We start from the raw sequence: 22,243 nt of genomic DNA, 5'->3' as shown, positions 1-22,243 counted from the left end.
ACAGCCAACAATGCAAAACATGGTTCGACACGGATTTAGGACTGCCCTGTTTTCCAGCCTGCTGCTTTCCGCCCTCGGTTCAACGGTCGCGCTGGCGCAATCCGGCAGCAGCGGCGGCAGCGTCGGCAATGACGAGAAATCGCTCTCCGGCTCGCGCGAGACGCCGCGCGCGGTCGAACCCAGCCGCCCGGCGCGCCGTAGCCGGCACGAGGCGGAGGCGCCGCGCCGCGCCCCGCGCAAGAGCGGAGGTGGTGGCGGCGGCGGCAGTGTCGACGGCGCCTGGGTCGTGACCTCGGTGGGCTGCGGCGGCACCTCCACCGGCGCGGTCGTGATCACCAGCGGCCGGATCATCGGCGAAGGCCTCACCGGATCCGTCAGCGCCAGTGGCGCGGCGCGGTCGGTGTTCCAGGCGAACGGCTTGACCTCGATCGGTTCGGGCCGCGTGTCCGGCCGCAGCGGCGCGGGAACGTTCCGCCGCTCCGACGGCTGCAGCGGAACCTGGTCTGCGATCAAGCAATAACGACAGCCAATTTTGGCCGCCGGCGTGCCGCAATTGCGGCGCGCCGCGAGCCCCAATTAAGCCCTATGCCTTCCGGATTTGCGGCGCATTGCGACCCAACTCTTTACCGAGATTGAGGTCACCAGCGTTTGCGTAAAGAAATTACCGGGGGACGCATATGTCACAACGTTCAGCAAAATTTGCTGCGGCGCTCGTCGCCAGCATCCTGGCCGGCGCCAATTTTACCGCCGTGGCGCAGAATGCCGCCAAGCCTTCCGACGCCAAGCCTTCCGACGCCAGGCCGACCGACATCAAGCCGGCAGCCGCCCAGACGGCCGACAATTGCCTTTCCGCGCCCAAGGGAAGCGCCCCCGCGGGCAGCCACTGGCGCTACCATCTCGACCGCAAGACCAAGAGCAAGTGCTGGTATCTCGGCGAGGCCAAGGATAGCGCCGCCAAGGATGGCGCAGCCAAGACCGCAACCGCGCAGCAGCAGCCCGCACCGGCGGCCACGCCGGACGCTGTGGCTGCCGATGCCGCGCCGCCGCAGGCTCAGCCGCAACCGCAGCCGGCAATGAGCAAGTCGATTGCCGATGCGCATGCCGAGTGGCCCTCGCCGCAGGCCACGACGGCCGTGCCGGCCCCCGCCGCCCCCAACGCGCAGACCAGTGGCCCGGCTGCCACCTCCGACGTGCCGGCGGCGCCCGGCGACGCCAACGGCCAGTCCTCGTCGGTCAACACGCGATGGCTGGATTCGTCGAGCATGGCTGGCAGCAATGGAACGCGCCGTTCGGCACCCCAGCCGCAGGTCGTCGCCCAATCCGACGCACAGCAGCAGCAGGCGGCCCCCGCACCGGCCGCCCCCGTGGCCGCCGAAGCGCCCCCGGAGAAAACCTCGTCATCCACGCAGATGCTGCTGATCGTGATGATCGGCGCACTGGCGCTGGCGGGGCTGGTGACCGCCCTGGTCTTCCGGCAGACCCGCACCCGCACGCCGCCCTACGACACCACCGACGAGTGGCGCGCCCCGTGGGATTCCACCGAGCCTGCGCCGCCGATGGGCATGACCTGGGAACGCCCCTTGCGCCTGTCGGAAATGCCGCCGCGCCGTGCCGAGCCGCCGATTGCCCGTCGCGAGACTCCGCGCGATCTGGACCGCAAGCCGGACCGGACCTCGGACCGTGACCAGGACCAGACATTGGCGGACAGCCGGCAAATCGCGGCGATGCTGCAGCGGCTGGCGCGCAGCACCGCAACAAACTGAGGCGTTACGTCTCGAGCTGGCGCTGCAGGCCGCGCACGAACTCGGTGAGGCCGGTGCGGCGCTCGCGCTTGAGCCGCTCGGCCTTCAGGATCGACTGCACCTCGGCAAAGGCGTCGTCGACGTTCTGGTTGACGACGATGTAGTCGTACTCGGCCCAGTGGCTGAGCTCATGGGTGGCGCGATTCATCCGCCCGCGGATCACCTCTTCGGAATCCTGCGCGCGGGTGTGCAGCCGCTTCTCGAGGTCGGCCGCCGACGGCGGCAGGATGAAGACGCTGACCACGTCGGCGCGGGCCTTCTCGCGCAACTGCTGGGTGCCCTGCCAGTCGATGTCGAACAGCACGTCCTGCCCGGCCGCCAGCGCGGCCTCGACCGGCGCCCGCGGTGTGCCGTAGCGGTTGTCGAACACGGTGGCCCATTCCAACAGGTCGCCCTGCTTGGCCATCTGCTCGAACTTCGCCTTGGCGACGAAGAAGTAGTCGCGGCCCTCGACCTCGCCCGGCCGCTTCGCCCGCGTGGTCGCCGACACCGACATCTTCAGCCCCGGCATGCGGTCGATCAGCATGCGCGACAGCGTGCTCTTGCCGGCGCCCGAGGGCGACGACAGGACGAACATCAGTCCGCGCCGCTCAACGCCGTCAAAACCCTGCGCCGTCATGGTTCATTCACTCCAGGTTCTGGACCTGCTCGCGGAATTGCTCGACCACGTTCTTCATCGCGAGCCCGGTATTGGTCAGTTCGACGTCGTTGGATTTCGAGCAGCAGGTGTTGACCTCGCGGTTGAACTCCTGGGCGAGGAAGTCGAGCCGCCGCCCGACCGGGCCGCCCTTGCCGATCATCTCGCGCGCCTGCGCGATGTGCGAGGCGATGCGGTCGAGCTCCTCGCGGATGTCGGCCTTGGTGGCGATCAGGATCGCCTCCTGGCTGAGCCGGTCGGCATCGAAGCGATCGGAGGTCTCGAGCAGCGCCGCGATCTGCTCGGCAAGCCGCGCCTTGATCGCCTCGGGCTTGCGGCCGGGCGCCGCCTCCGCGCGCCGGGCGAGCCCCTCGATCTCGTCCATCCGCTGCATCAGAATCTGGCCGAGCGCATCGCCCTCGCGGCGGCGCATCTCGACGAGACTGTCGAGCGCCTGTTCGAACGCCTTGGCCGCCGCCTCGCGCGCCGCCTTGTCCTCGTCCTCGTTGCTCTCGGGCTCGACCACCTCGATGACGCCCTTGATGCCGAGCAGGCCGTCGATGCTCGGCGCCACCGCGTCGATGCGCTGCGCGAGCGTGCCGGCGACCTTCACCACGGCGGCCAGCACGTCCTCGTTGATGCGGATGGTCTGCGCCGCATCGGCGCGCTTGACGCTGAGATTTGCGTAGACCGTGCCGCGCGACAGCAGCTCGCCGGCGCGCTTCTTGGCGAACGCCTCCAGCTCGTCCCAGCCGGACGGCAGCCGCAACCGCAGGTCATAGCCCTTGGCATTGACCGATTTCAGCTCCCACTCGAACGTGTAGGGACCGCTCGCGCCATGGCTTCGGGCAAAGCCAGTCATGCTCGACAGCGCCATCGCGTAAAATTCTCCAGCAGAAGGATATGGACTCAACCGGGCCGACGGGACTCGTCCAGAGTCGGACCTTAAAACGGATTCCGTGAAGGTGGAATTACGTTCCCACCCTCGCTGTTTGAGCATGATCTGTTCGGAAAACCGCTTCACACTTTTCCGGATCATGCTCTAGCGCTGCACCACCGGCGGCGACGTAGTCTGCTGCGCCGCGCCCTGACGGCCGCCGCGCGGCGGCTTCTTCTGATTGGTCGGCTTCGGCGGCGTCGCCGCCGTAGGATTGGTGTCGGCCGATCCGGGCACTGCTGCCGCCGGCGGCGGATCATCCGCCGGCTCGACGGTGTCGTTCTGGATCTGCTTTTCCGACGCGCGCAGCTTGGCGACGTTCTTGGCGTGCTGATCGTAGGTTTCGGTGAAGGCGTGGCCGCCGGTTCCGTCGGCGACGAAGAACAGGTCGCGCGTGCGCGCCGGGTTGGCGGTCGCCTCCAGCGAGGCGCGGCCGGGATTGGCGATCGGCCCGGGCGGCAGGCCTTCGATCACATAGGTGTTGTAGGGCGAGGGCTGCGTGATCTCGCTGCGCTTGATCGGCCGCCCCAGCGTGCCCTTGCCGCCGACCAGGCCGTAGATGATCGTCGGATCCGACTGCAGCTTCATCTTCTGACGCAGGCGGTTGACGAACACGGCGGCGACGCGGCTGCGCTCGTCGGCGCGGCCGGTTTCCTTCTCGACGATCGAGGCCAGCGTCACCAGCTGGTCCGGCGATCGCAGCGGCGTGTCCGGATTGCGGCGTTCCCAGATTTCGGCAAGCACGCGCTTCTGCGCCTGCTGCATGCGCTGGATCACCTGGTCGCGCGTGGTGCCGCGCGGGAATTTGTAGGTCTCCGGCAGCAGCGTTCCCTCGCGCGGGATCTCGCGCACCGAGCCGGAGAAGATGTCGTTGTCGGACAGCCGCGTCACGATCTGCTCGGAGGTCAGGCCTTCCGGAATGGTGACGGCGTGCTGCACCACCTTGCCTTCGACCATAGTCGCGATGACGTCGCGCAGGCTCGCATTCTTCTGGAACGAATATTCGCCGGGCTTGAGATCCGAGCTGGCCTTCAGCGCGAACACGCTGCCGATGAAGACCCAGGGATTGACGTTGATGACGCCCTCGCGCGACAGCGCGTCGGCGATGTCGCGCTTGGTGGCGCGGGCCGGGATGTTGACGATCTTGTCTTCCTGCAGCGGTCCCGGCGCTTCCAGCGTCTGCTTGCCGTAGTAATACACGGCTCCCGCGCCGATCATCAGGATGATCAGCAGCGTGAAGATGGCATTGCCGACGATCACGAAAGGATTGCGGGCACGGTCCGAACGTTTCGGCGGCGGCGGAACCTGTTCGGGCTCCAGCGCGGCACGCGGGCTCCTCGGTGAAATGGGCGGCCTCTCACTCATCGATGCAAACCAATCCTGCCGGTTTCAATCGTGGCCGGACAAACCCCTGCCCTGCCAATAGCATACGCCCGCTCTTAGGAGTCGCCGCCGAATACGGCAAAACGGTGGACTAGGTCTAAAGCACTACTAATTGGTCACGCGCTGCACGATCACGGAGGCGTTGGTGCCCCCGAAACCGAACGAATTCGACAACGCCACATTCACATCGCGCTTGCGCGAGGTGTGCGGCACAAGATCGATTGCCGTTTGCACCGACGGATTATCGAGATTGATGGTCGGCGGCACCACATTATCGCGAATCGCGAGAATCGCGAAGATCGCCTCGATCGCGCCGGCCGCACCGAGCAGATGTCCGGTCGCCGACTTGGTCGACGACATCGACACCTTCGAGGCGGCGTTGCCGAGCAGACGCTCGACCGCGGCAAGCTCGATCTCGTCGCCGACCTGCGTCGAAGTGCCGTGTGCGTTGATGTAGTCGAGGTCGGAGGCGGTGAGCCCGGCGCGCTTCAACGCCATGCTCATGCTGCGGAAGCCGCCATTGCCATCCGGAGGCGGCGAGGTGATGTGAAAGGCGTCGCCCGACAGGCCATAGCCGGTCACCTCGGCGTAGATCTTGGCGCCGCGCCGCTTGGCGTGCTCGTATTCCTCCAGCACGAGGACGCCGGCGCCCTCGCCCATCACGAAGCCGTCGCGATCCTTGTCGTAGGGCCGCGAGGCCTTTTCCGGCGTGTCGTTGAAGCCGGTGGACAGCGCGCGCGCCGCGCAGAAGCCGGCGATGCCGATCCGCGAGATCGGCGATTCGGCGCCGCCCGCCACCATCACTTCGGCATCGCCAAGCGCGATCAGCCGCGCGGCGTCGCCGACTGCATGCGCACCGGTGGAGCACGCCGTGACGACGGAATGATTGGGACCCTTGAGGCCATGCTCGATCGAGACATAGCCGGACGCCAGGTTGATCAGGCGGCCCGGAATGAAGAACGGCGAGACCCGGCGCGGTCCGCGCTCCTTCAACAGGATCGCGGTTTCGGCGATGCCGGTAAGGCCGCCGATGCCGGAGCCGATCATCGTGCCGGTCGCAAACTGGTCCTCATCGGACTGCGGATGCCAGTCGGCGTCGTCGAGCGCCTGCTTGGCCGCGCACATCGCGAACAGGATGAACTCGTCGACCTTGCGCTGGTCCTTCGGCTCCATCCACTGATCGGGATTGAAGGTGCCGTTCGAGCCGTCGCCGCGCGGGATGAAGCAGGCGACCTGGCTCGGCAGGTCGGACACGTCGAACGTGTCGATCTTCTTGCCGCCGCTCTGTCCGGCGAGAATGCGCGTCCAAGTTGCGTCTACCCCGCAGCCGAGTGGCGTAACCATGCCCAGCCCCGTGACGACAACTCGTCTCATATCAAAGTCTCCGGCCCGCAATCAGCGGGCAATAATAAGAAACCGGGGGACCGTTCGACCACAGTCCGTCCGGCTCCGTCAATTTGACGCGAATGGCGTCAGCTCTTCGCGTTCTTCTCGAGAAACTTGGTCGCGTCGCCGACGGTCAGAATCGTTTCCGCCGCATCGTCGGGAATCTCGCAACCGAACTCTTCTTCAAAAGCCATCACGAGCTCGACGGTGTCGAGGCTGTCGGCGCCGAGGTCATCGATGAAGCTGGCGCTATCGACCACCTTGTCGGGCTCGACACCAAGGTGTTCGACCACAATCTTCTTAACCCGCTCGCCAATCTCACTCATCGTTCAACCTCGTTGTTCCATTGGACCCGACCCCAAGACGATACGAGCCATCGTGGTCGTCTCGATTCCTCAATCGCGCATAGTCTTGATTCGGCCCGGTCGTAGCCGACTAAGCCCCGGCGAACGGCAGGCGTCGCCACGCCAATATACAGGGTTTCAAAATCCTGCAATGGCGTTCTTAAGCCCATCCGTGGGGGTTCAGCTATCATACTTCCAAAGCCTTGACTACACGCCTGAACTGGCTCCGGAAAACGGCTTTTCGCCGCATTGCAAGAGCCAGTAAGCAGCTCAGATCATGGCCATTCCGCCATTGACGTGAATCGTCTGTCCGGTGACGTACCCGGCCTCGTTGGAGGCCAGATAGACCGCCGCCGCCGCGATATCCTCGGGCGTTCCGAGCCGCGCCGCAGGAACCTTCGCCAGGATGGATTCGCGCTGCTTGTCGTTGAGCGCGTCGGTCATCGGCGTCTTGATGAAGCCCGGCGCGATGCAATTGGCGGTCACGCCGCGCTTGGCATATTCGGCGCCGAGCGTCTTGATCAGGCCGATGATGCCGGCCTTCGACGCAGTGTAGTTGCCCTGCCCCGGATTGCCGGTGACGCCGACGATCGAGGTGATGGCGATGATGCGGCCGAAGCGCTTGCGCATCATCAGCTTGGTCGCGGCGCGCGCGAGGCGAAACGTTGCGGTGAGGTTGACGGCGATGACGTCGTCCCAATCCTCGTCGCGCAGCTGCACGAACAGATTGTCGCGGGTGATGCCGGCATTGGCGACGAGAATGTCGACCTGCCCCATCGCCGCTTCCGCCGCGGGCACCAGCGCCTCGACGTCGTCCTTGCTGGAAAGATTGCACGGCAGCACATGCACGCGCTCGCCGAGCTTGGCGGCAAAGCCGTCCAGCACCTCGCGCCGCGTGCCCGAAATCGCCACCGTTGCACCTTGGGCATGCAGCGCCTGCGCGATCGCGCCGCCGATCCCTCCGGTCGCGCCGGTGACCAGCGCCGTCCTGCCTGTCAGATCAAACATCGAACTCTCCTTCCGGCTGCTTACGCCGAAGCGGCCAGCGCTTCCTTGGCCGCAGCAATATCGTTGGGGCCGCCGACCGACACGCCGACCGCGCCGTCCGCGATGCGCTTGACCAGCCCGCTCAGCACCTTGCCGGCGCCGATCTCGAAGAACCGGGTCACGCCCTGCCCTGCCATATAAGCAACCGACTCGCGCCAGCGAACGGTGCCGGTGACCTGCTCGATCAGGCGGCGGCGGATCTCGTCAGGATCAGTGATCGCGGACGCCAGCACGTTGGCGACCAGCGGCGATGCCGGCGCCTTGATGGTAACGCCGGCCAGCGCCTCGGCCATCGCATCGGCCGCCGGCTGCATCAGCTTGCAGTGGAACGGCGCCGACACCGGCAGCAGCATCGCGCGCTTGGCGCCTTTGGCTTTCGCGATCTCGACGGCGCGATCGACGGCGGCCTTGTCGCCGGACACCACGACCTGCCCGCCGCCATTGTCGTTGGCGGCCTGGCACACCCCGCCCTGCGCCGCCTCGCTGGCGACCGCCACCGCGGTCTCGTAGTCGAGGCCGAGCAGCGCCGCCATCGCACCGGCGCCGACCGGCACCGCCTTCTGCATGGCACGGCCGCGGGTGCGCAGCAGCCGCGCCGCATCGCTGACGCTCAGGCTGCCAGCCGCGGCCAGCGCCGAATACTCGCCGAGCGAGTGGCCGGCGACGAACGCCGCATCACGGCCGACCGAGAAGCCGGCCTCGCTCTCCAGCACACGCATGGTCGCGATCGAGACCGCCATCAGGGCCGGCTGGGCATTTTCGGTGAGTTGCAGCGTCTCGCCGGGACCATCCCAGATGATCGCGGTCAGCTTCTCGCCGAGCGCCGCATCGACCTCGTCGAACACCGCCTTCGCCGCCGGAAAGGCGTCGGCCAGGGCCTTGCCCATCCCGACCGCCTGCGAGCCCTGCCCGGGAAACGTGAATGCTGCCGTCATCGGCGGCTCCCTACCTTGTTGAGCGTGATCTGCCCGCAAGCGCCGCGCGCTTGGCGGGAGGGCAACGGTACCCGCCTCGCGCAGTCGCGCCCCCGGCGGATCCGGATCATGCCCTGGACCGGGGCCGTAAGACACTGGTGAAGGCTATGTCAAGCCGCGCCGGCGGAACCCCTGGGGATGCCGGGCCGGCCGGAGAGAGAACCTGGGCTAGAACCCGCCGGCATTCTGGTCGGCATTAACCTTGGCGCCGGCCCGGCTCCGACGCGCGCTGTTGACCAGTTGCCCGGGCCGGTCCTCGCGGTCCGGCCGCGCGGTGGCCAGCCGCAGCACGGCGGAGTAGCCCGGCTGCACCTCCATCCGCTCGGCATAGCGGCTCCGGCTCAGGATGCGGTGGACGCGCGGCAGGTTGTAGCAGGGCACGTAGAACAGCAAATGATGCTCGAGATGGTAGTTCACGTAATAGGGCGCGATGAACAGCCGCTCGAGGAAGTTGGCGCGCGTGGTGCGGGTGTTGCGCAGCGGATCGGACGAGTCCGGCACCACCGCATGTTCGGCGATGTTGCGGATGCGGGTGATCACCATCATCCAGGTCAGCAGCGGCACCAGCCACAACAGCGGATAGGCCCACCACACGCCGGCCGCGGCGAGGCCCGCGAACAGAATTGCATTGGCCACGCATTGCGGCCCGAGCTTTGCCCAAAAATGTTCGGCGCGCCGCGACAGCGGCCATTCACTCGGTCCGAGCGCGTTGAGCAGTTGCGCCTTGCGCTGCTGGTAGCCGGTCTGTCCGGTGATATCGCGGAAGAACTTTCGGCGATAGCTCAGCCGCGTGATCGGGAACGGTGCCGACAGCACGAGGTCGGGATCGTCCTCCTGCTGCGTCCGCGCATGATGCTGCAAGTGATAGCGGCGATAGCTGCGGGTCTCGGCGAAGGTCGGATAGGCGCAGAACCACTGGCTCAGAAACAGGTTGGTCTTTTCGTCCGCCGACAGGCAGCCATGCGCGCCGTCATGCATCAGGATCGCGAGCCCGAGCTGCCGCGAGCCGATGATCGCGACCGCGAGCAGATAGGTCAGCGGATTGGGCCACCACGCCACCAGCGCGATCGCGCCCAGGATCAGCGCCCAGGCATGCGCGATCAGCGCGATGCCCTTCCAGGTCATGCGTTGGCGGACCGCAATCAGTTCATCGTCGGTGAGGAAATCGCGAGCACGCATGCGCAGTGCGGTCATGAGCCTGTCTCCCCGTCCGTTGCGGATGAAGTGTTGCGATCAGCGACCACGCGCAAACGTGTCGCGTCATTGGCCGCTGTTGCTGTTGCCTGCTCGCCAAGCGCGCGCAGCAACTCGCCGCACATTTCCTCAGCCGCGCGGCCCATCGCAAAACCTTCGACGATCACGCCGATCGCGACCGCCCAGAACCGCCGCGAGCTCTCCTCGGGCGCGCGCAGCGTGCGCCAGCCGTGGCGCTCGACCTGAGCGGCATAGGCGCGCGTGCCCTCGCTGTGCAGCCGCTCGATGGTGCGCTCGACCAGCGGCGCGAGATCCTGCCGGCGCCGCGTCAGCGTCAGCGCCTCGGCGAAGAAGGCAACCGAATCCGTGGCCGTCACCGTCTCGGCCAGCGCGTGCGTGTAGTCGCGCGGCGTGTGCGCCTTGAGCGCAGCCTGCTCGGTCGCGCGGGCGAGATAGAGCATGTCGCGGCAGGCGGCTTCGACGAACAGCGCCTCCTTGGTGCGGAAGTAATAGGTGATCTGGCTCGGGAAGGCGTCGGCGGCGGCAGCGATGTCGGAGATCGACGTGCCGGACAGCCCGCGCTCCTTGAACAGCCGGCTTGCGGCGTCGAGCAGAAGAGAGCGCATCTTGCGCCCTGCCGACCGCGTCGCGCGGACGGTGTGCTTTGGATCGGGCGCAGGCATGCCGGTTGCGGTCTCCGAACCCATCGATCGTCCTCCCGGAGATATTTGTATGATATACAAACAAAGAAATCAACCACGAAATGCGCGTTAGATGGGCAAGACGAGCCGCCTTCGGTGCAAATCGCCGGGCCGAGAACCCTTGCCTTCGCGGCCAAAATCCGTATAACGCGCCCCATTCGTGGGCTCCGGCCGGGAGCTGAACGGACGGTCTCAGCAAATTCACCCGTTGATTTTGATGTGGCAGGGCCAGTCGGCCCGTCGTCCCGTGCTCCCGCCTTCTGAGCAGCTCGAGTCCTTTCCGAAGGTCTCGAAGGGCTTGTCGCCGGAAACCGCGCCAACACAGGAAAGGACACCCATGCCTCTTTACGAGCATGTTTTTCTCGCGCGTCAGGACGCGAGCACCCAGCAGGTGGATGAACTGACCGCCCAGATGACGGGTATCGTCGAACAGGGCGGCGGCAAGGTCACCAAGACCGAGAATTGGGGCGTGCGCTCCCTCACCTACCGCATGAACAAGAACCGCAAGGCGCATTTTGTGCTGATGAACATCGACGCGCCGTCGGCCGTCGTCAGCGAGATCGAACGCCAGGAGCGGATCAACGAAGACGTCATCCGCTATCTGACCGTGCGCGTCGAAGAGCACGAGGAAGGCCCGTCGGCGATGATGCGCAAGGCCGACCGCGATCGCGAGCGCGATGACCGCGGCGGTGGTTTCCGTGGCGACCGCGAGGGCGGCTTCCGTGGCGACCGTGATCGCGACGGCGGCGGCTTCCGCGGCGACCGTGGCCCGCGCCGTCCGCGCGACGAAGACGCAGCGACCGAGGAGTAAAGAATCATGGCTGACGCTGGTGCCCGCCGTCCGTTTTTCCGTCGCCGCAAGTCCTGCCCGTTCACGGGCGCGAATGCGCCGAAGATCGACTACAAGGATTCCAAGCTGTTGATGCGTTACGTCTCGGAGCGCGGCAAGATCGTGCCGAGCCGCATCACGGCGGTGTCCGCCAAGAAGCAGCGTGAACTCGCCCGCGCCATCAAGCGCGCCCGGTTCCTCGGCCTCTTGCCCTACGTGATCAGGTAAACGTCTTCGGCCGGCGGCGCCGCACGCCGCCGGCCGCTTAACTTCATAAGGCTTCCGGGTCGTCCGGTCGCCGATGGTTGGGGTTCTCGCAAGGGCACCTCTAACCGCTCGAAAGGAGCGGGACAGCTGATGATCGCGATGCTCATGATTGCAGTTGCTGCCGGCGCCGCGTCGGCGCTGATGTTCGCCTCGATCATCTCGGGCGCGCTGGTCTCGCTGCTGCTGTTCTATCTCGCACCGCTGCCGCTCATGGTCACCGCGCTCGGCTGGGGACCGCTCGCCGCTGCCGTCGGCGGCATCGCCGCGTCCGCGACCCTTGGCGTGATTTTCGGGATTCCCTATTCGATCGCCTTCGCCGTGATGGTCGCCCTGCCCGGCTGGTGGCTCGGCCATCTCGCGCTGCTCGGACGGCCGGTCGACCCCATGCCTGCCGGCAACCCCGCAGCGCAGGCGCCGCCGGCGATCGAATGGTATCCGGTTGGTCGCATCCTGGTCTGGATCGCGGTCTTCGCCTTCATCACCACCACCGGCGCGCTGCTGACGCTCGGCGCCGATGCCGAGACGATTACCGCCGCGCTGCGTCGCGGACTGATCAAGGTCCTCAGTGCCAGCTCGCAGCCGATCGGCGATGTCGAGCGGTTCGCCGACATGCTGGTGATCGTCGCACCGATCGCGGCGACCATCATCGCGATGGTCACGCTGACGCTGAACCTGTGGCTCGCCGCCAAGGTCACGCTGACCTCGGGCCGGCTCAACCGGCCGTGGCCGGAGCTGCGCGCGACCGTGCTGCCGCCGATGACGCTGGTCGCGCTGCTGGTGGCGATCGCGCTCAGCTTCGTGGGCGGCATCGTCGCCATCCTGGCGCAGATCGTCACCACCGCGCTGATGATCGCCTACGCGCTGATCGGCTTCGCCGTCCTGCACACGCTGACGCTGTCGATGGCGAGCCGCGGCTTCTTGCTGGCCGGCGCCTACACCGTCGTCGCCGCGTTCGGCTGGCCGATCATCGCGATGGTCGCGCTCGGCATCGCCGACGCCCTGTTCGGACTGCGGCAGCGCTTCCTGCAAACCAGGCCGCCGCCGCTGCCGGCGTCCTGACATCGGATCAACCAGTGAAACTTGATACTTAGCATCTAAAGGAGAGACGAAAATGGAAGTCATTCTGCTGGAACGTGTCGCCAAGCTTGGCCAGATGGGCGAAGTCGTGCGCGTCCGTGACGGGTTCGCCCGCAATTTCCTCTTGAAGCGCGGCAAGGCGCTGCGCGCCACCGAAGCCAACCGCGCCAAGTATGACGGCATGAAGGCCGAGCTCGAGGCCAACAACATCAAGGCCAAGGGTGAGGCCGCCAAGGTCGCCGAGAAGATCGACGGCCGCGACATCGTCATCATCCGCCAGGCCTCCGAATCCGGCCAGCTGTTCGGCTCGGTGTCGGTGCGCGACATTGTCGCTGCGCTGGCCGCCGACGGCGTCACCGTCTCGCGCCCGCAAGTCTGGCTCGACACCCCGATCAAGGCGATCGGCCAGCAGAAGGTCACCATCGCGGTGCACCCCGAGGTCGAGGCCAACGTCACCGTGACGGTGGCGCGCTCCGCCGACGAGGCCGAGCGGATCAAGCGCGGCGAGGACATCTCGACCCGCCAGGAAGACCAGGACGCCGCCGCCGAGGCGCTCGCCGCCGCCGGCGAGTTCTTCGATCCGGAAGCCCAGCACGGCGACGAGGCCGAGCCGGCCCCGGCCGCCGAAGAGAAGTAAGCGCCTCTTCATCTCGCCACGAATTCAAGCTCGGCCGATCAGGCCGGGCTTTTGATTCGTGCCGCCTGCGTGTCGTCGAGCATCGCGATCGACGCCAGCGCGGTCGCCGTGTGCTTCTCCTTGCCGTCGATCACGCAGAACACATCGGCCGCGACCACCGCGACCTGGCGTCCCGGCTTGATCACGCGCGCCCGACAGATCAGGCGGTCGCCCGACGCCGGCGACAGCAGGTTCAACTTGTATTCCGCGGTCAGCGCCGGCTGGCCGCGCGAGGTCGCCGCCGCAATCGTGGTGGCGTTGTCGACCAGGAACGCGGTCACCCCGCCGTGAAACAGGCCGTGCTGCTGCAACAGCTCGGGCCGCCGGTCGACCGCGAGCGTGCAGGCGCCGCGCGACAGCTCGGCCAATTCCGCGCCGACATGGCCCATGAACCCCTGGCGGCCGACATTGTCGCGGATCCGTGTCGCGATCGGCGCAAAGTCCGGATCGGTCTCGCTCATGAGGTCCCTCCTGCCTGGTCCTGCGCTGCCACCACCGCGCGGATCGCGCAGGCGATCAACGTCTCCATTTGCTCGCGCGGATCGCTGCGGTCGCGGCCCGACAGATAGGCGCGGCAGAAGATCTGCGCCGGCCCGATGATCTGGCTGAAGAACAAGACTGCGCTCATCGGCAGCAATTCGCCGCGGGCGAGCAGCGGCGCACGCCAGCGCTCGATGCCCTCGGCAAGCCGCGAGTTCTGGGCGCGCTGCTCGCCGCGCACTTCCTCACCCCACTCGCTGCGCGAAATCTCGAACAGAAAGCGCGCCTCGCGCCTGAAGGTTACGACCCAATCGAGATGGGCGCGGATCAGCCGCGCCACGCCCTCGCGCGCGCCGCAGCTCTCGTCGACGGAGGTGATGATCGCGGCGTGGTAGCTCTGCAGGATTTCCAGGAACAGGGTGCCGGCGAGCTCCTTCTTCGAGGCGAAGAAGTGGAAGAAGCTGCCGTTGGAGGCGCGGGCGCGGGAGCGGATCTCGGCCACCGTCGCGCCCTCAAAGCCGTCGCGGTCGAACACCGCGAGCCCCGCTGCCAGCAGATCGTCCCGCGCTGTGGTCACTGGCCTCCTCCTGACTAGACTACTACTCTAGAGCTTTACTCTAGTGACGGTCAAGCGTCGGTGCCGGCTGAGATCGCTGGCCATTAGCGAGTTACCTCGAAGTCGGGGGCTGCGGCGGTCCGACCGGCCCGGTGACCGCCGGGGGCGGCGGAGGGGGCGGCGCGGTGGCAGTGACCGGCGGTGGCGACGAGGCCGCAGCCGGCTCAGGCGCCTGCGCGGCCGAGGGCGCCGGGGTGACCGGGGGAACCGGATCGGAGCGCAGCGGGGCCGGCTCGCCGCCGACGCTCTCCTTGGGCGCATCGACTTTGGCGCTGTCGGACTGGTCGGCGGGCTTCGCCGGCTTCTCGGCCTCGCGCTTGTCCTCGCCCTTGGCGGACGTGTTGGCGGTCTGGCTCTTCGAATCGTCCTTGCTGGATTCGCTCTTATTGGATTCGTTCTTATTGGATTCGTTCTTATTGGAGTCGTTCTTGGGCGCCTCGCTCTTGGCGCCCTCGTTCTTGGCGCCCTCGTCGGCCTTCGGCTCCTCGCTGGGCTTGCCACGACGCCCGAGCTTCTGGCGCGACGGCCTGCCCTCGCCCGCGGCCGGCGTCTCGGGGCTGGCACCCTCAGGGGACGCCTCGGTCGGGCGCGCCATGCGCTTGCCGCGGCGACCGGGATGCTCGCCCTGCTGCGGCGTCAGTCCATCGGCATCGGGTCTTGCAGCTTCTTGCGGCCCAGCGCCCTGATGCTGCCGGCGGCTCGGACGCTCCATCGGCTGCTCCGGCGACTGGTTCGCCTCCTGGCGGCCATCCCGCGCCCCCTTGGCTCCCTTCGGGTGATCCTTAGCCTGGTAGCGCGGGTCATTGGCGCCGTTCGAGATCAGGAAGGACGCCAGCACGCCGGCCATATCGCTCGACGTCGTGTAGTGCTGGCGCAGGAAACTCGGCAGCGAGCCGGCCGGCACCGACTTCAGGAGGCCGCGCGGGCTCTTGTGGCACACCGCGCAGGTGCCGGCGAAGATCTGGGAGGGGCTTTTGCCGGCTTCGAGGTTTTGTGCATGCGCCGATCCGCCCATCAGGCCAATCAGAAGCGTCACCGTCGCCAGACTGAGGGCTCGGCTCAACATTCCCTTACGTCTCCAGATATCGGAAAGGTCGCCGGCAGCGTCCTAGCCCGGCTGCGGCGGTGACCTTTTAGCTGATTGTGGCGCGAATGGAAGCGCGTCCGTGGACGCATGCACTGAATTGTCACATTTCGGAATATCGGCTTTGACCACAGCGCAATGGCGCATTCTAATTCCCTCATTATGTTGCGTTTTGGGGACACATTGAGGCTATCGGCTTCGGTGGCGTCGGTGTGCAGCTTGCCGTTCCGTTGGTGTTTCGATGGACCGATTGTTGCGATACTTCCTTGGGCGCTTCATCCGTCGCGGTTCGATCACGTTCACGACCGCGAGCGGAGCGAAATTCACTTGCGGTGACGGCACCGGCATACCGGTTGCTGCGCGCTTCACGACCAGGGCGGCGGAAGCCCGCATCCTGCTTGATCCTGAGCTCTATCTCGGCGAAGCCTTCATGGACGGAACGTTCGTGGTGGAACAGGGCAGCATCGCCGACGTGCTCGCGGTGCTGATGGGCCAGGGCCCGTTCTTGCCGGACTTCGCCAAATTGCAGGGATGGCTGCGCTTTCTTGGACGCCGCGCCCAGCAACTCAACGTGCGCGGCCGTTCCAGGAGCAACGTCGCCCGCCACTACGATCTCGACGGTCGCCTCTACTCGCTGTTCCTCGACGCCGACAAGCAATACAGCTGCGCCTATTTCGAGACGCCGGATACCAGCCTGGACGATGCCCAGCTCGCCAAGAAGCGCCATCTCGCCGCAAAACTGCTGATCAAGCCCGGCCATCGCGTCCTCGACATCGGTTCCGGCTGGGGCGGACTTGGGCTCTACCTCGCCGAGATGACCGGCGCCGACGTCACCGGTGTGACCCTGTCGACCGAGCAGTTGCAGATTTCCAACGCCCGCGCCGCCGAGCGGAACCTGACGCGGTCGGCGCGCTTCCTGTTGCAGGATTACCGCGACATCCCCGGTCCGTTCGACCGCATCGTCTCGGTCGGGATGTTCGAGCATGTCGGGGTGGCGTTCTACGAGACCTTCTTCAAGCGCTGCGCCGAGTTGCTCAGCGACGATGGCGTCATGATGCTGCATTCGATCGGCCGCTCGACCGGCCCGGACGTCACCAGCCCCTGGATCAGGAAGTACATCTTCCCCGGCGGCTACATCCCGGCGCTGTCCGAGGTCATGCCGGCGATCGAGAAGGCCGGCCTCCTGGTCTGCGACATGGAGATCCTGCGGCTGCACTATGCCGAGACGCTGAAGGCCTGGCGCGACCGCTTCATGGCCCGGCGCGAGGAGGCCGTCCGGCTCTACGACGAGACCTTCGCCCGGATGTGGGAGTTCTATCTGGCAGCGTCGGAGATGTCGTTCCGGATGCAGAACATGATGAACTTCCAGCTGCAGCTCACCAAGCGCCAGGGCATCGTGCCGATCACCCGCGACTATATCGGCGGCGAGGAAGCCCGGTTGCGGCGCAAGGAAGCCAACGCCGCCAAGCCTCGGCTCCAGCTCGCCGGCGAGTAAACCCGATCGATATCTGAACTTGGCTAGTTGCGCAGGCTGTAGGCCGACCCGCAATGGGCGAAGCTGACTGCAGGACGCGCCAGATGGGCCGACGTAGCGGCGACCAGCCAGGGATCGCAGGGAATCTCGCGGACCTCGGGAGAGGCCGCCTGCTCCATGGCATCGATCAGGTCCACGAGCCAGCGCCGGTCGAGGCCACTGGCCCGGCCGAGCTGATATCGCGATGTCTGAAACTCTCCTGCCATCTGCGCCGTATCTTCCCTGAGCGGAGATAACCCGGAAACCATCCGGTCGTTCCCGCGACCATGCCGCAAAGAAAATGCGGCGCGTGTGACCTGCTTCACAGAGCTCCGTTCCAGTCTGTCGTAGTGGTCCGGAATGACCCGAGAAACGCACCCGACGATGTTGGACCCGCAACGCGATATCGCGACCGACTACGCCCTGATCGCAACCGGTGTGGTGGCTGCCCTCATCGCCCTTGCCTTCCTCATTCTGGTCTGAGGAACCAACGCCAACAACCGCCGCACCATTGGATGGGTCCATCGGCCCTGCAAAAGGTTCAGGCTGCGTCGAAGTTTTGCCAACGCCATCGCTGACCGGCCGACACCGCGCCGGATTTCGGACACAACCCGTCAAGCGGAATGCATCCGGCCGTCCCGGATTCACACACCGCGTTGTGTGAATCGTGCATAAGGCAGATCCGTCCTTTCGATTCGTGACGAGCTGGCGCTTGATCGCCGCCCCGCACCCGAAAATCGCAGTAACGACGAAATCAGAAGAATAAGCTCGTCCATGGCCTTGATTGATTCGAACGTCCACAAGCTCGCCCCCGACACCGGAAACCCGGCCTATCGGAGCGCACCGCACAACATCGAAGCGGAGCAGAGCCTCCTGGGCGCGATCCTGGTCAATAATGACGCGTTCTACCGGGTCTCCGACTTCCTCGAGCCAAAGCACTTCTTCGAGACCATCCACCAGACGATTTATGAGACCGCGGCCTCGTTGATCCGGATGGGCAAGGTCGCCACCCCCGTGACATTGAAGACCTTCCTGCCGGCCGATACCGATCTCGGCGGCATGACGGTTGGCCAATACCTCGCGCGGCTCGCCGCCGAAGCGACCACCATCATCAACGCGCAGGATTACGGACGTACCGTCTACGACCTCAGCCTGCGCCGCGACCTGATCCGGATCGGCGAGGACATCGTCAACGTCGCCTTCGACGCGCCGGTGGATTTTGCGCCGCGCGCGCAGATCGAGGACGCCGAGCGGCAACTCTATTCGCTGGCCGAAACCGGCCGCTACGACGGCGGCTTCCAGCGCTTCGCGCAGGCGCTGACCATTGCGGTCGACATGGCCGCGAAGGCGTTCCAGCGCGACGGCAAGCTGTCGGGCATCTCGACCGGCCTGCGCGACCTCGACACCAAGATGGGCGGCCTGCAGCCGTCCGACCTTATCATCCTCGCCGGCCGTCCCGGCATGGGCAAAACCTCGCTCGCCACCAACATCGCCTACAACATCGCCAAGGCCTATGTGCCCGAGGTGCAGGCGGACGGCACCACCAAGGCGGTCAACGGCGGCGCGGTCGGCTTCTTCTCCTGCGAAATGAGCGGCGAACAGCTCGCCACCCGTATTCTCGCCGAACGCACCGGCATCCCCTCGAGCTCGATCCGCCGCGGCGGTATCTCCGAACTGGATTTCGAAAAGATCCGCGACTGCTCGATCGAGCTGCAGTCGCTGCCGTTCTATGTCGACGAAACCGGCGGTCTCTCGATCTCGCAACTCACCGCGCGCGCCCGCCGGCTGAAGCGCCAGAAGGGCCTCGATCTGATCGTGATCGACTACATCCAGCTCTTGCAGGGCTCGGGCAAGCGCGGCACCGACAACCGCGTGCAGGAAATCACCGAGATCACCACCAACTTGAAGGCGCTGGCCAAGGAGCTGAACGTTCCGATCATCGCTTTGTCGCAGCTGTCGCGTCAGGTCGAAAACCGCGACGACAAGCGGCCGCAGCTCTCGGACCTGCGCGAATCCGGTTCGATCGAGCAGGACGCCGACGTCGTGCTGTTCGTGTATCGCGAGGAATACTACCTCCAGAACAAGGAGCCGCGGCCCGGCACCCCCGAGCACGCGACCTGGCAGGCCGAAATGGAGCGGGCGCTCGGCAAGGCCGAAGTCATCATCGGCAAGCAGCGCCACGGCCCGACCGGCACCGTCGACCTGCACTTCGAAGCGAGCGTCACCCGGTTCGGCGATCTCGCGCCCGATGGTCAGGTTCCCGATCGCGGTTACTAATGAGGGGGCACGGTTGAACGGCGCAAGCGCGCCGCGTACAACTGCAGCATGGCTATCAACACCGACGTAAAATCGCAGCTGACGCCCGAGGCCAATCTGCTGGCGGCGTATCCGGGCGCCACCGGCATCTTGACCGTCGACCTCGACGCCATCATCGCCAACTGGCGCAAGCTGGAGAAGACCGCGGTACCGGCCGAATGCGCCGCCGTGGTCAAGGCCAACGCCTATGGCTGCGGCGCCGCCGAGGTTTCGCGGGCGCTCGCCAGGGCCGGCTGCAAGACCTTCTTCGTGGCCACCGTCGAGGAGGCCGCCGTGGTGCGCGCGGCGGTGCCGGAGGCGACGCTCTATTCGCTCGGCGGCTTCTTCCAGCAGACCGGCGAGTCCTACGCCAAGATCGACTGCAAGCCGGTGATCGGCGACCTCAACGAGCTCGCCGAATGGGACGTGTTCTGCCGCCGCTCCGGCTGGTCCGGTGGTGCCGCGATCCACATCGATACCGGCATGAACCGGCTTGGCCTGACCGTCAGCGAGGCGCAGGGCATCATCCCGCGCATCAATGCCGGCGACCACGGCATCACGCTGGTGATGAGCCACCTCGCCTCCGCCGAGCTGCTCAACAATCCCGCCAATGCCAGACAGCTGGCGGCCTTCCGCGAGATCGCGAGCCTGTTCACCGGCGTGCCGGCGTCGCTGGCCAATTCCTCCGGCGTCTTCCTCGGCGCCCAGTTCCAGTTCGAGATCGTGCGGCCGGGCGCTGCGCTCTACGGCGTCAACCCGACGCCGGAGGCCAGCAACCCGATGCAGCAGGTGGTCGACCTCAAGGCGCGCATCGTGCAGATCCGCAACATCGACCGTGGCGAGACGGTCGGCTATGGCGGCACCTGGACCGCGCGGCGGCCGACCCGGCTTGCGATCGTCGCCGCCGGATATGCCGACGGCTATTTCCGCGCCGCCAGCGCCAATGACGGCACCCGCGGCGCCGAGGTCGTGGTCGCCGGCAAGCGCTGCCCGATCGCAGGCCGCATCTCGATGGACCTGACCGCGGTCGACGTCACCGATCTCGACAAGAGCGCGGTGCGGCGCGGCCAGATGGTGACGCTGATCGGCGAAGGCATCACCGTCGACGAGGTGGCGCATCATTTCGGCACCATCGGTTACGAGGTGCTGACCAGCCTCGGCCGCCGCTTCGTGCGGATCTACAAGGGCGGCGAAGCCGCCGCCGCGAAGGACGAGCCGGCGAAGCCCGAGCCGGTCGCGCCTCCGCCGGCGGCAGCCGCCGCGCCTGCGGTCCCTCCAGCCTTGCCTGAAGCACCCGCCATGCCGGCAACACCGGCCGCGCCGCCGCCACTGCCGTCCAGCGCAGCAAGCTGAGCCAATGCACCTTCGCGATCGTGTGTTGGCATGAAGATCGCGACCTTCAACATCAACAACGTCAACCGCCGGCTGCCCAACCTGCTGCGTTGGCTGAAGGCGGCGAAGCCCGACGTCGTCAGCCTGCAGGAATTGAAGGCTTCCGACGCCGAGTTTCCCGCGGCCGCCTTCGAGACAGCCGGCTACGGCGCGGTGTGGCAGGGCCAGAAGACCTGGAACGGGGTCGCTATCCTCGCCCGCAACGCCGAGCCGGTCCTGATCCGCACCGCCCTGCCCGGCGACCGCGACGACCATGAGGCGCGTTACATCGAGGCCGCGGTGCGCGGCATCGTCGTCACCAGCCTCTATTTGCCGAACGGCAATCCACAGCCCGGACCGAAATTCGACTACAAGCTCGCCTGGTTCAAGCGGCTGCGCGCCCATGCCGCGAAACTGTTGAAGCAAGATGTCGCGGTCGTGCTCGCCGGCGACTACAATGTCGCGCCGACGCCGTTCGACATCTACCCGACGCGCTCCTGGGACAAGGACGCGCTGATCCAGCCGAAGAGCCGCGCCGCGTTCAAGGCGCTGGTCGATCAGGGCTGGTGCGATGCGATCCGCGCGCTGCATCCGGACGATCCGATGTTCACCTTCTGGGACTACAAGCGCAACCGCTGGCCACGCGACGCCGGTTTGCGGCTCGATCATCTGCTGCTCAGCCCCGCCGTGGCGGTGCGGCTTGCAAAAGCCGGCGTTGACCGCGCGATGCGCGGCGAAGACGGTGCAAGCGATCACGCGCCGGCCTGGGTGGTGCTGAAGTGATGCTGCACCCGTTGCGCCGGCCTCGAGGGATCGACGGCCCACCAGCTGGGCCGATTCATCCTTCGAGACGCGCGCAAGAGCGCGCTCCTCAGGATGACGGGGTTGGTGTTCGTCTGATTCAACTGTCAAACAGCTAGCTCGGTGTCATCACCCGCGAAAGCGGGTGATCCAGTATTCCAGAGACGCCAGTGCTTGAATCGAGAGGTCCCGGCGTACTGGATCGCCCGGTCGAGGCCGGGCGATGACAGTGTGGGTGGGGATATAGCTTCGCATTCTCGCGACATGGATTGTCCGAGCTTTGCATTTCGTTTCGCCGCTCTGAGAACAGAGGGCGCAGGGAAAGCCGGGTGCCGACTGCACCCATGGGCCCGGTGCAACAAAAAAGCACCGGGGTAGGACCACAGGTGTAACCGGAAACAACCCGGCTTTCCCTGCGCGATGGGTTACGGCTTATACGTGCTCTCCCCGGCGAGACTGGGCTTTTTTGTCACCGCGCTCGACAAGACGCTACGCGCCTTGCGAGGGACACCTGCCACTAGGGCGTCAGGCCTGCACGACTTCACCGTCCGCCTCGCATGCTGTCGTCACTGACATGCGAAACGTCCACCGCATCTCACCACGACGCTATGACGATGCGCAGCGCCCCTCGATCGGGTGAGACGGACGAACCATACATCTGACTTGCCCTTCCGAAAAAGCGAAATATTTTTGCCGTGAGGACTTGACCTACAGGTGGGGGCAAATCAACGCGCAGCGTGGGATGGGTAGCGCCAACGGAGCCGCGCTGCGCGGGACCGATGATAAACTCGGCGAAATCCATCGCCGGATCTGCGGCCCGAAATGATGG

General features: G+C 66.3%; 24 protein-coding genes. 11 read left to right on the top strand and 13 right to left on the bottom strand.

Annotation, left to right across the window (positions count from 1 at the left end; translation table 11 throughout):
• The first annotated feature begins 10 nt into the window (after positions 1-10).
• Both XH93_RS19300 and XH93_RS19295 read left to right on the top strand, forming a co-directional pair.
• The gene (locus XH93_RS19300) at positions 11-520 is read left to right on the top strand and encodes a hypothetical protein (protein WP_194474766.1); all 510 of its coding nucleotides are present in this window, start codon (positions 11-13) and stop codon (positions 518-520) included.
• A gap of 157 nt (positions 521-677) precedes the next feature.
• On the top strand, positions 678-1,763 hold the full coding sequence (locus XH93_RS19295; protein WP_194474765.1) for a hypothetical protein: 1,086 nt from the start codon (positions 678-680) through the stop codon (positions 1,761-1,763).
• Between the two features lie 4 nt (positions 1,764-1,767).
• Here XH93_RS19295 and gmk read toward each other — a convergent pair whose 3' ends face one another.
• From gmk to XH93_RS19250, 9 genes are all read right to left on the bottom strand, one after another.
• Entirely contained in the window at positions 1,768-2,421 is a 654-nt protein-coding gene (gene gmk / locus XH93_RS19290; RefSeq protein ID WP_139482973.1) for a guanylate kinase, read from the bottom strand.
• 7 nt (positions 2,422-2,428) lie between these two features.
• The gene (locus tag XH93_RS19285) at positions 2,429-3,316 is read right to left on the bottom strand and encodes a YicC/YloC family endoribonuclease (RefSeq protein ID WP_139861222.1); all 888 of its coding nucleotides are present in this window, start codon (positions 3,314-3,316) and stop codon (positions 2,429-2,431) included.
• A 165-nt stretch (positions 3,317-3,481) separates the two neighbouring features.
• Positions 3,482-4,741, bottom strand: coding sequence for an endolytic transglycosylase MltG (gene mltG, locus XH93_RS19280; RefSeq protein WP_139482975.1), 1,260 nt, complete (start codon positions 4,739-4,741; stop codon positions 3,482-3,484).
• A 126-nt stretch (positions 4,742-4,867) separates the two neighbouring features.
• Positions 4,868-6,133, bottom strand: a complete 1,266-nt coding sequence (fabF, locus tag XH93_RS19275; protein ID WP_139482976.1) for a beta-ketoacyl-ACP synthase II — start codon at positions 6,131-6,133, stop codon at positions 4,868-4,870.
• 98 nt (positions 6,134-6,231) lie between these two features.
• Positions 6,232-6,471, bottom strand: a complete 240-nt coding sequence (locus tag XH93_RS19270) for an acyl carrier protein (protein ID WP_139482977.1) — start codon at positions 6,469-6,471, stop codon at positions 6,232-6,234.
• A 288-nt stretch (positions 6,472-6,759) separates the two neighbouring features.
• Positions 6,760-7,497, bottom strand: a complete 738-nt coding sequence (gene fabG, locus XH93_RS19265; RefSeq protein WP_139861224.1) for a 3-oxoacyl-[acyl-carrier-protein] reductase — start codon at positions 7,495-7,497, stop codon at positions 6,760-6,762.
• A gap of 20 nt (positions 7,498-7,517) precedes the next feature.
• A complete protein-coding gene (gene fabD, locus XH93_RS19260) occupies positions 7,518-8,471 on the bottom strand; it encodes an ACP S-malonyltransferase (protein ID WP_194474764.1) in 954 nt (317 codons plus the stop codon).
• A gap of 207 nt (positions 8,472-8,678) precedes the next feature.
• Positions 8,679-9,704: a fatty acid desaturase family protein gene (locus XH93_RS19255; RefSeq protein ID WP_194474763.1), complete on the bottom strand. Its 1,026-nt coding sequence runs from the start codon at positions 9,702-9,704 to the stop codon at positions 8,679-8,681.
• Positions 9,701-10,411 carry a TetR/AcrR family transcriptional regulator C-terminal domain-containing protein gene (locus tag XH93_RS19250; RefSeq protein ID WP_194474762.1) on the bottom strand — a complete coding sequence of 237 codons (711 nt, stop codon included), beginning with the start codon at positions 10,409-10,411 and terminating at the stop codon, positions 9,701-9,703. Before XH93_RS19250 ends, XH93_RS19255 begins: the two co-directional genes overlap by 4 nt.
• A gap of 331 nt (positions 10,412-10,742) precedes the next feature.
• Here XH93_RS19250 and rpsF point away from each other — a divergent pair, with 331 nt between their 5' ends.
• The 4 genes from rpsF to rplI all read left to right on the top strand — a co-directional run bounded on the left by rpsF (position 10,743) and on the right by rplI (position 13,215).
• Positions 10,743-11,216 carry a 30S ribosomal protein S6 gene (gene rpsF / locus XH93_RS19245; RefSeq protein WP_139483071.1) on the top strand — a complete coding sequence of 158 codons (474 nt, stop codon included), beginning with the start codon at positions 10,743-10,745 and terminating at the stop codon, positions 11,214-11,216.
• Between the two features lie 6 nt (positions 11,217-11,222).
• Entirely contained in the window at positions 11,223-11,462 is a 240-nt protein-coding gene (rpsR, locus tag XH93_RS19240) for a 30S ribosomal protein S18 (protein ID WP_016844287.1), read from the top strand.
• A gap of 129 nt (positions 11,463-11,591) precedes the next feature.
• Entirely contained in the window at positions 11,592-12,560 is a 969-nt protein-coding gene (locus XH93_RS19235; protein WP_194474761.1) for a hypothetical protein, read from the top strand.
• Between the two features lie 52 nt (positions 12,561-12,612).
• The gene (rplI, locus tag XH93_RS19230; RefSeq protein WP_139482983.1) at positions 12,613-13,215 is read left to right on the top strand and encodes a 50S ribosomal protein L9; all 603 of its coding nucleotides are present in this window, start codon (positions 12,613-12,615) and stop codon (positions 13,213-13,215) included.
• Between the two features lie 38 nt (positions 13,216-13,253).
• Here the strand turns inward: rplI and XH93_RS19225 are convergent, their stop codons facing one another.
• The 3 genes from XH93_RS19225 to XH93_RS19215 all read right to left on the bottom strand — a co-directional run bounded on the left by XH93_RS19225 (position 13,254) and on the right by XH93_RS19215 (position 15,416).
• Positions 13,254-13,715, bottom strand: coding sequence for a PaaI family thioesterase (locus XH93_RS19225; protein WP_194474760.1), 462 nt, complete (start codon positions 13,713-13,715; stop codon positions 13,254-13,256).
• Positions 13,712-14,311, bottom strand: a complete 600-nt coding sequence (locus tag XH93_RS19220; RefSeq protein ID WP_194474759.1) for a TetR/AcrR family transcriptional regulator — start codon at positions 14,309-14,311, stop codon at positions 13,712-13,714. Before XH93_RS19220 ends, XH93_RS19225 begins: the two co-directional genes overlap by 4 nt.
• A gap of 91 nt (positions 14,312-14,402) precedes the next feature.
• Positions 14,403-15,416 carry a hypothetical protein gene (locus tag XH93_RS19215; protein WP_194474758.1) on the bottom strand — a complete coding sequence of 338 codons (1,014 nt, stop codon included), beginning with the start codon at positions 15,414-15,416 and terminating at the stop codon, positions 14,403-14,405.
• Positions 15,417-15,675: 259 nt separating this feature from the next.
• On the opposite strand from XH93_RS19215, the gene XH93_RS19210 reads away from it, so the two are divergent.
• On the top strand, positions 15,676-16,929 hold the full coding sequence (locus XH93_RS19210) for a cyclopropane-fatty-acyl-phospholipid synthase family protein (RefSeq protein ID WP_194474757.1): 1,254 nt from the start codon (positions 15,676-15,678) through the stop codon (positions 16,927-16,929).
• A 23-nt stretch (positions 16,930-16,952) separates the two neighbouring features.
• On the opposite strand, the gene XH93_RS19205 is transcribed toward XH93_RS19210, so the two are convergent.
• On the bottom strand, positions 16,953-17,174 hold the full coding sequence (locus XH93_RS19205) for a hypothetical protein (protein WP_194474756.1): 222 nt from the start codon (positions 17,172-17,174) through the stop codon (positions 16,953-16,955).
• 133 nt (positions 17,175-17,307) lie between these two features.
• Between XH93_RS19205 and XH93_RS42760 the strand changes: the two genes are divergently transcribed.
• The 4 genes from XH93_RS42760 to XH93_RS19190 all read left to right on the top strand — a co-directional run bounded on the left by XH93_RS42760 (position 17,308) and on the right by XH93_RS19190 (position 21,396).
• Complete coding sequence (locus XH93_RS42760; RefSeq protein WP_256436635.1) at positions 17,308-17,430, top strand: hypothetical protein; 123 nt, start codon at positions 17,308-17,310, stop codon at positions 17,428-17,430.
• A 291-nt stretch (positions 17,431-17,721) separates the two neighbouring features.
• On the top strand, positions 17,722-19,224 hold the full coding sequence (locus XH93_RS19200) for a replicative DNA helicase (RefSeq protein ID WP_194474755.1): 1,503 nt from the start codon (positions 17,722-17,724) through the stop codon (positions 19,222-19,224).
• 48 nt (positions 19,225-19,272) lie between these two features.
• On the top strand, positions 19,273-20,595 hold the full coding sequence (gene alr, locus XH93_RS19195) for an alanine racemase (protein WP_194474754.1): 1,323 nt from the start codon (positions 19,273-19,275) through the stop codon (positions 20,593-20,595).
• A gap of 30 nt (positions 20,596-20,625) precedes the next feature.
• Complete coding sequence (locus tag XH93_RS19190; RefSeq protein WP_194474753.1) at positions 20,626-21,396, top strand: exodeoxyribonuclease III; 771 nt, start codon at positions 20,626-20,628, stop codon at positions 21,394-21,396.
• Positions 21,397-22,243: the final 847 nt, after the last annotated feature.

This window comes from Bradyrhizobium sp. CCBAU 51753 (genome assembly GCF_015291565.1).
Lineage (GTDB): Bacteria > Pseudomonadota > Alphaproteobacteria > Rhizobiales > Xanthobacteraceae > Bradyrhizobium > Bradyrhizobium ivorense.
This window is presented reverse-complemented; position numbering and strand designations above follow the sequence as displayed.

What these genes read in the sequence shown, in the direction of transcription:
- XH93_RS19300 (WP_194474766.1), top strand. Translation starts at nt 11, where the DNA reads ATGCAAAACATGGTTCGACACGGATTTAGGACTGCCCTGTTTTCCAGC.
- XH93_RS19295 (WP_194474765.1), top strand. Translation starts at nt 678, where the DNA reads ATGTCACAACGTTCAGCAAAATTTGCTGCGGCGCTCGTCGCCAGCATC.
- gmk (WP_139482973.1), bottom strand. Translation starts at nt 2,421, where the DNA reads ATGACGGCGCAGGGTTTTGACGGCGTTGAGCGGCGCGGACTGATGTTC.
- XH93_RS19285 (WP_139861222.1), bottom strand. Translation starts at nt 3,316, where the DNA reads ATGGCGCTGTCGAGCATGACTGGCTTTGCCCGAAGCCATGGCGCGAGC.
- mltG (WP_139482975.1), bottom strand. Translation starts at nt 4,741, where the DNA reads ATGAGTGAGAGGCCGCCCATTTCACCGAGGAGCCCGCGTGCCGCGCTG.
- fabF (WP_139482976.1), bottom strand. Translation starts at nt 6,133, where the DNA reads ATGAGACGAGTTGTCGTCACGGGGCTGGGCATGGTTACGCCACTCGGC.
- XH93_RS19270 (WP_139482977.1), bottom strand. Translation starts at nt 6,471, where the DNA reads ATGAGTGAGATTGGCGAGCGGGTTAAGAAGATTGTGGTCGAACACCTT.
- fabG (WP_139861224.1), bottom strand. Translation starts at nt 7,497, where the DNA reads ATGTTTGATCTGACAGGCAGGACGGCGCTGGTCACCGGCGCGACCGGA.
- fabD (WP_194474764.1), bottom strand. Translation starts at nt 8,471, where the DNA reads ATGACGGCAGCATTCACGTTTCCCGGGCAGGGCTCGCAGGCGGTCGGG.
- XH93_RS19255 (WP_194474763.1), bottom strand. Translation starts at nt 9,704, where the DNA reads ATGACCGCACTGCGCATGCGTGCTCGCGATTTCCTCACCGACGATGAA.
- XH93_RS19250 (WP_194474762.1), bottom strand. Translation starts at nt 10,411, where the DNA reads ATGGGTTCGGAGACCGCAACCGGCATGCCTGCGCCCGATCCAAAGCAC.
- rpsF (WP_139483071.1), top strand. Translation starts at nt 10,743, where the DNA reads ATGCCTCTTTACGAGCATGTTTTTCTCGCGCGTCAGGACGCGAGCACC.
- rpsR (WP_016844287.1), top strand. Translation starts at nt 11,223, where the DNA reads ATGGCTGACGCTGGTGCCCGCCGTCCGTTTTTCCGTCGCCGCAAGTCC.
- XH93_RS19235 (WP_194474761.1), top strand. Translation starts at nt 11,592, where the DNA reads ATGATCGCGATGCTCATGATTGCAGTTGCTGCCGGCGCCGCGTCGGCG.
- rplI (WP_139482983.1), top strand. Translation starts at nt 12,613, where the DNA reads ATGGAAGTCATTCTGCTGGAACGTGTCGCCAAGCTTGGCCAGATGGGC.
- XH93_RS19225 (WP_194474760.1), bottom strand. Translation starts at nt 13,715, where the DNA reads ATGAGCGAGACCGATCCGGACTTTGCGCCGATCGCGACACGGATCCGC.
- XH93_RS19215 (WP_194474758.1), bottom strand. Translation starts at nt 15,416, where the DNA reads ATGTTGAGCCGAGCCCTCAGTCTGGCGACGGTGACGCTTCTGATTGGC.
- XH93_RS19210 (WP_194474757.1), top strand. Translation starts at nt 15,676, where the DNA reads ATGGACCGATTGTTGCGATACTTCCTTGGGCGCTTCATCCGTCGCGGT.
- XH93_RS19205 (WP_194474756.1), bottom strand. Translation starts at nt 17,174, where the DNA reads ATGGCAGGAGAGTTTCAGACATCGCGATATCAGCTCGGCCGGGCCAGT.
- XH93_RS42760 (WP_256436635.1), top strand. Translation starts at nt 17,308, where the DNA reads ATGACCCGAGAAACGCACCCGACGATGTTGGACCCGCAACGCGATATC.
- XH93_RS19200 (WP_194474755.1), top strand. Translation starts at nt 17,722, where the DNA reads ATGGCCTTGATTGATTCGAACGTCCACAAGCTCGCCCCCGACACCGGA.
- alr (WP_194474754.1), top strand. Translation starts at nt 19,273, where the DNA reads ATGGCTATCAACACCGACGTAAAATCGCAGCTGACGCCCGAGGCCAAT.
- XH93_RS19190 (WP_194474753.1), top strand. Translation starts at nt 20,626, where the DNA reads ATGAAGATCGCGACCTTCAACATCAACAACGTCAACCGCCGGCTGCCC.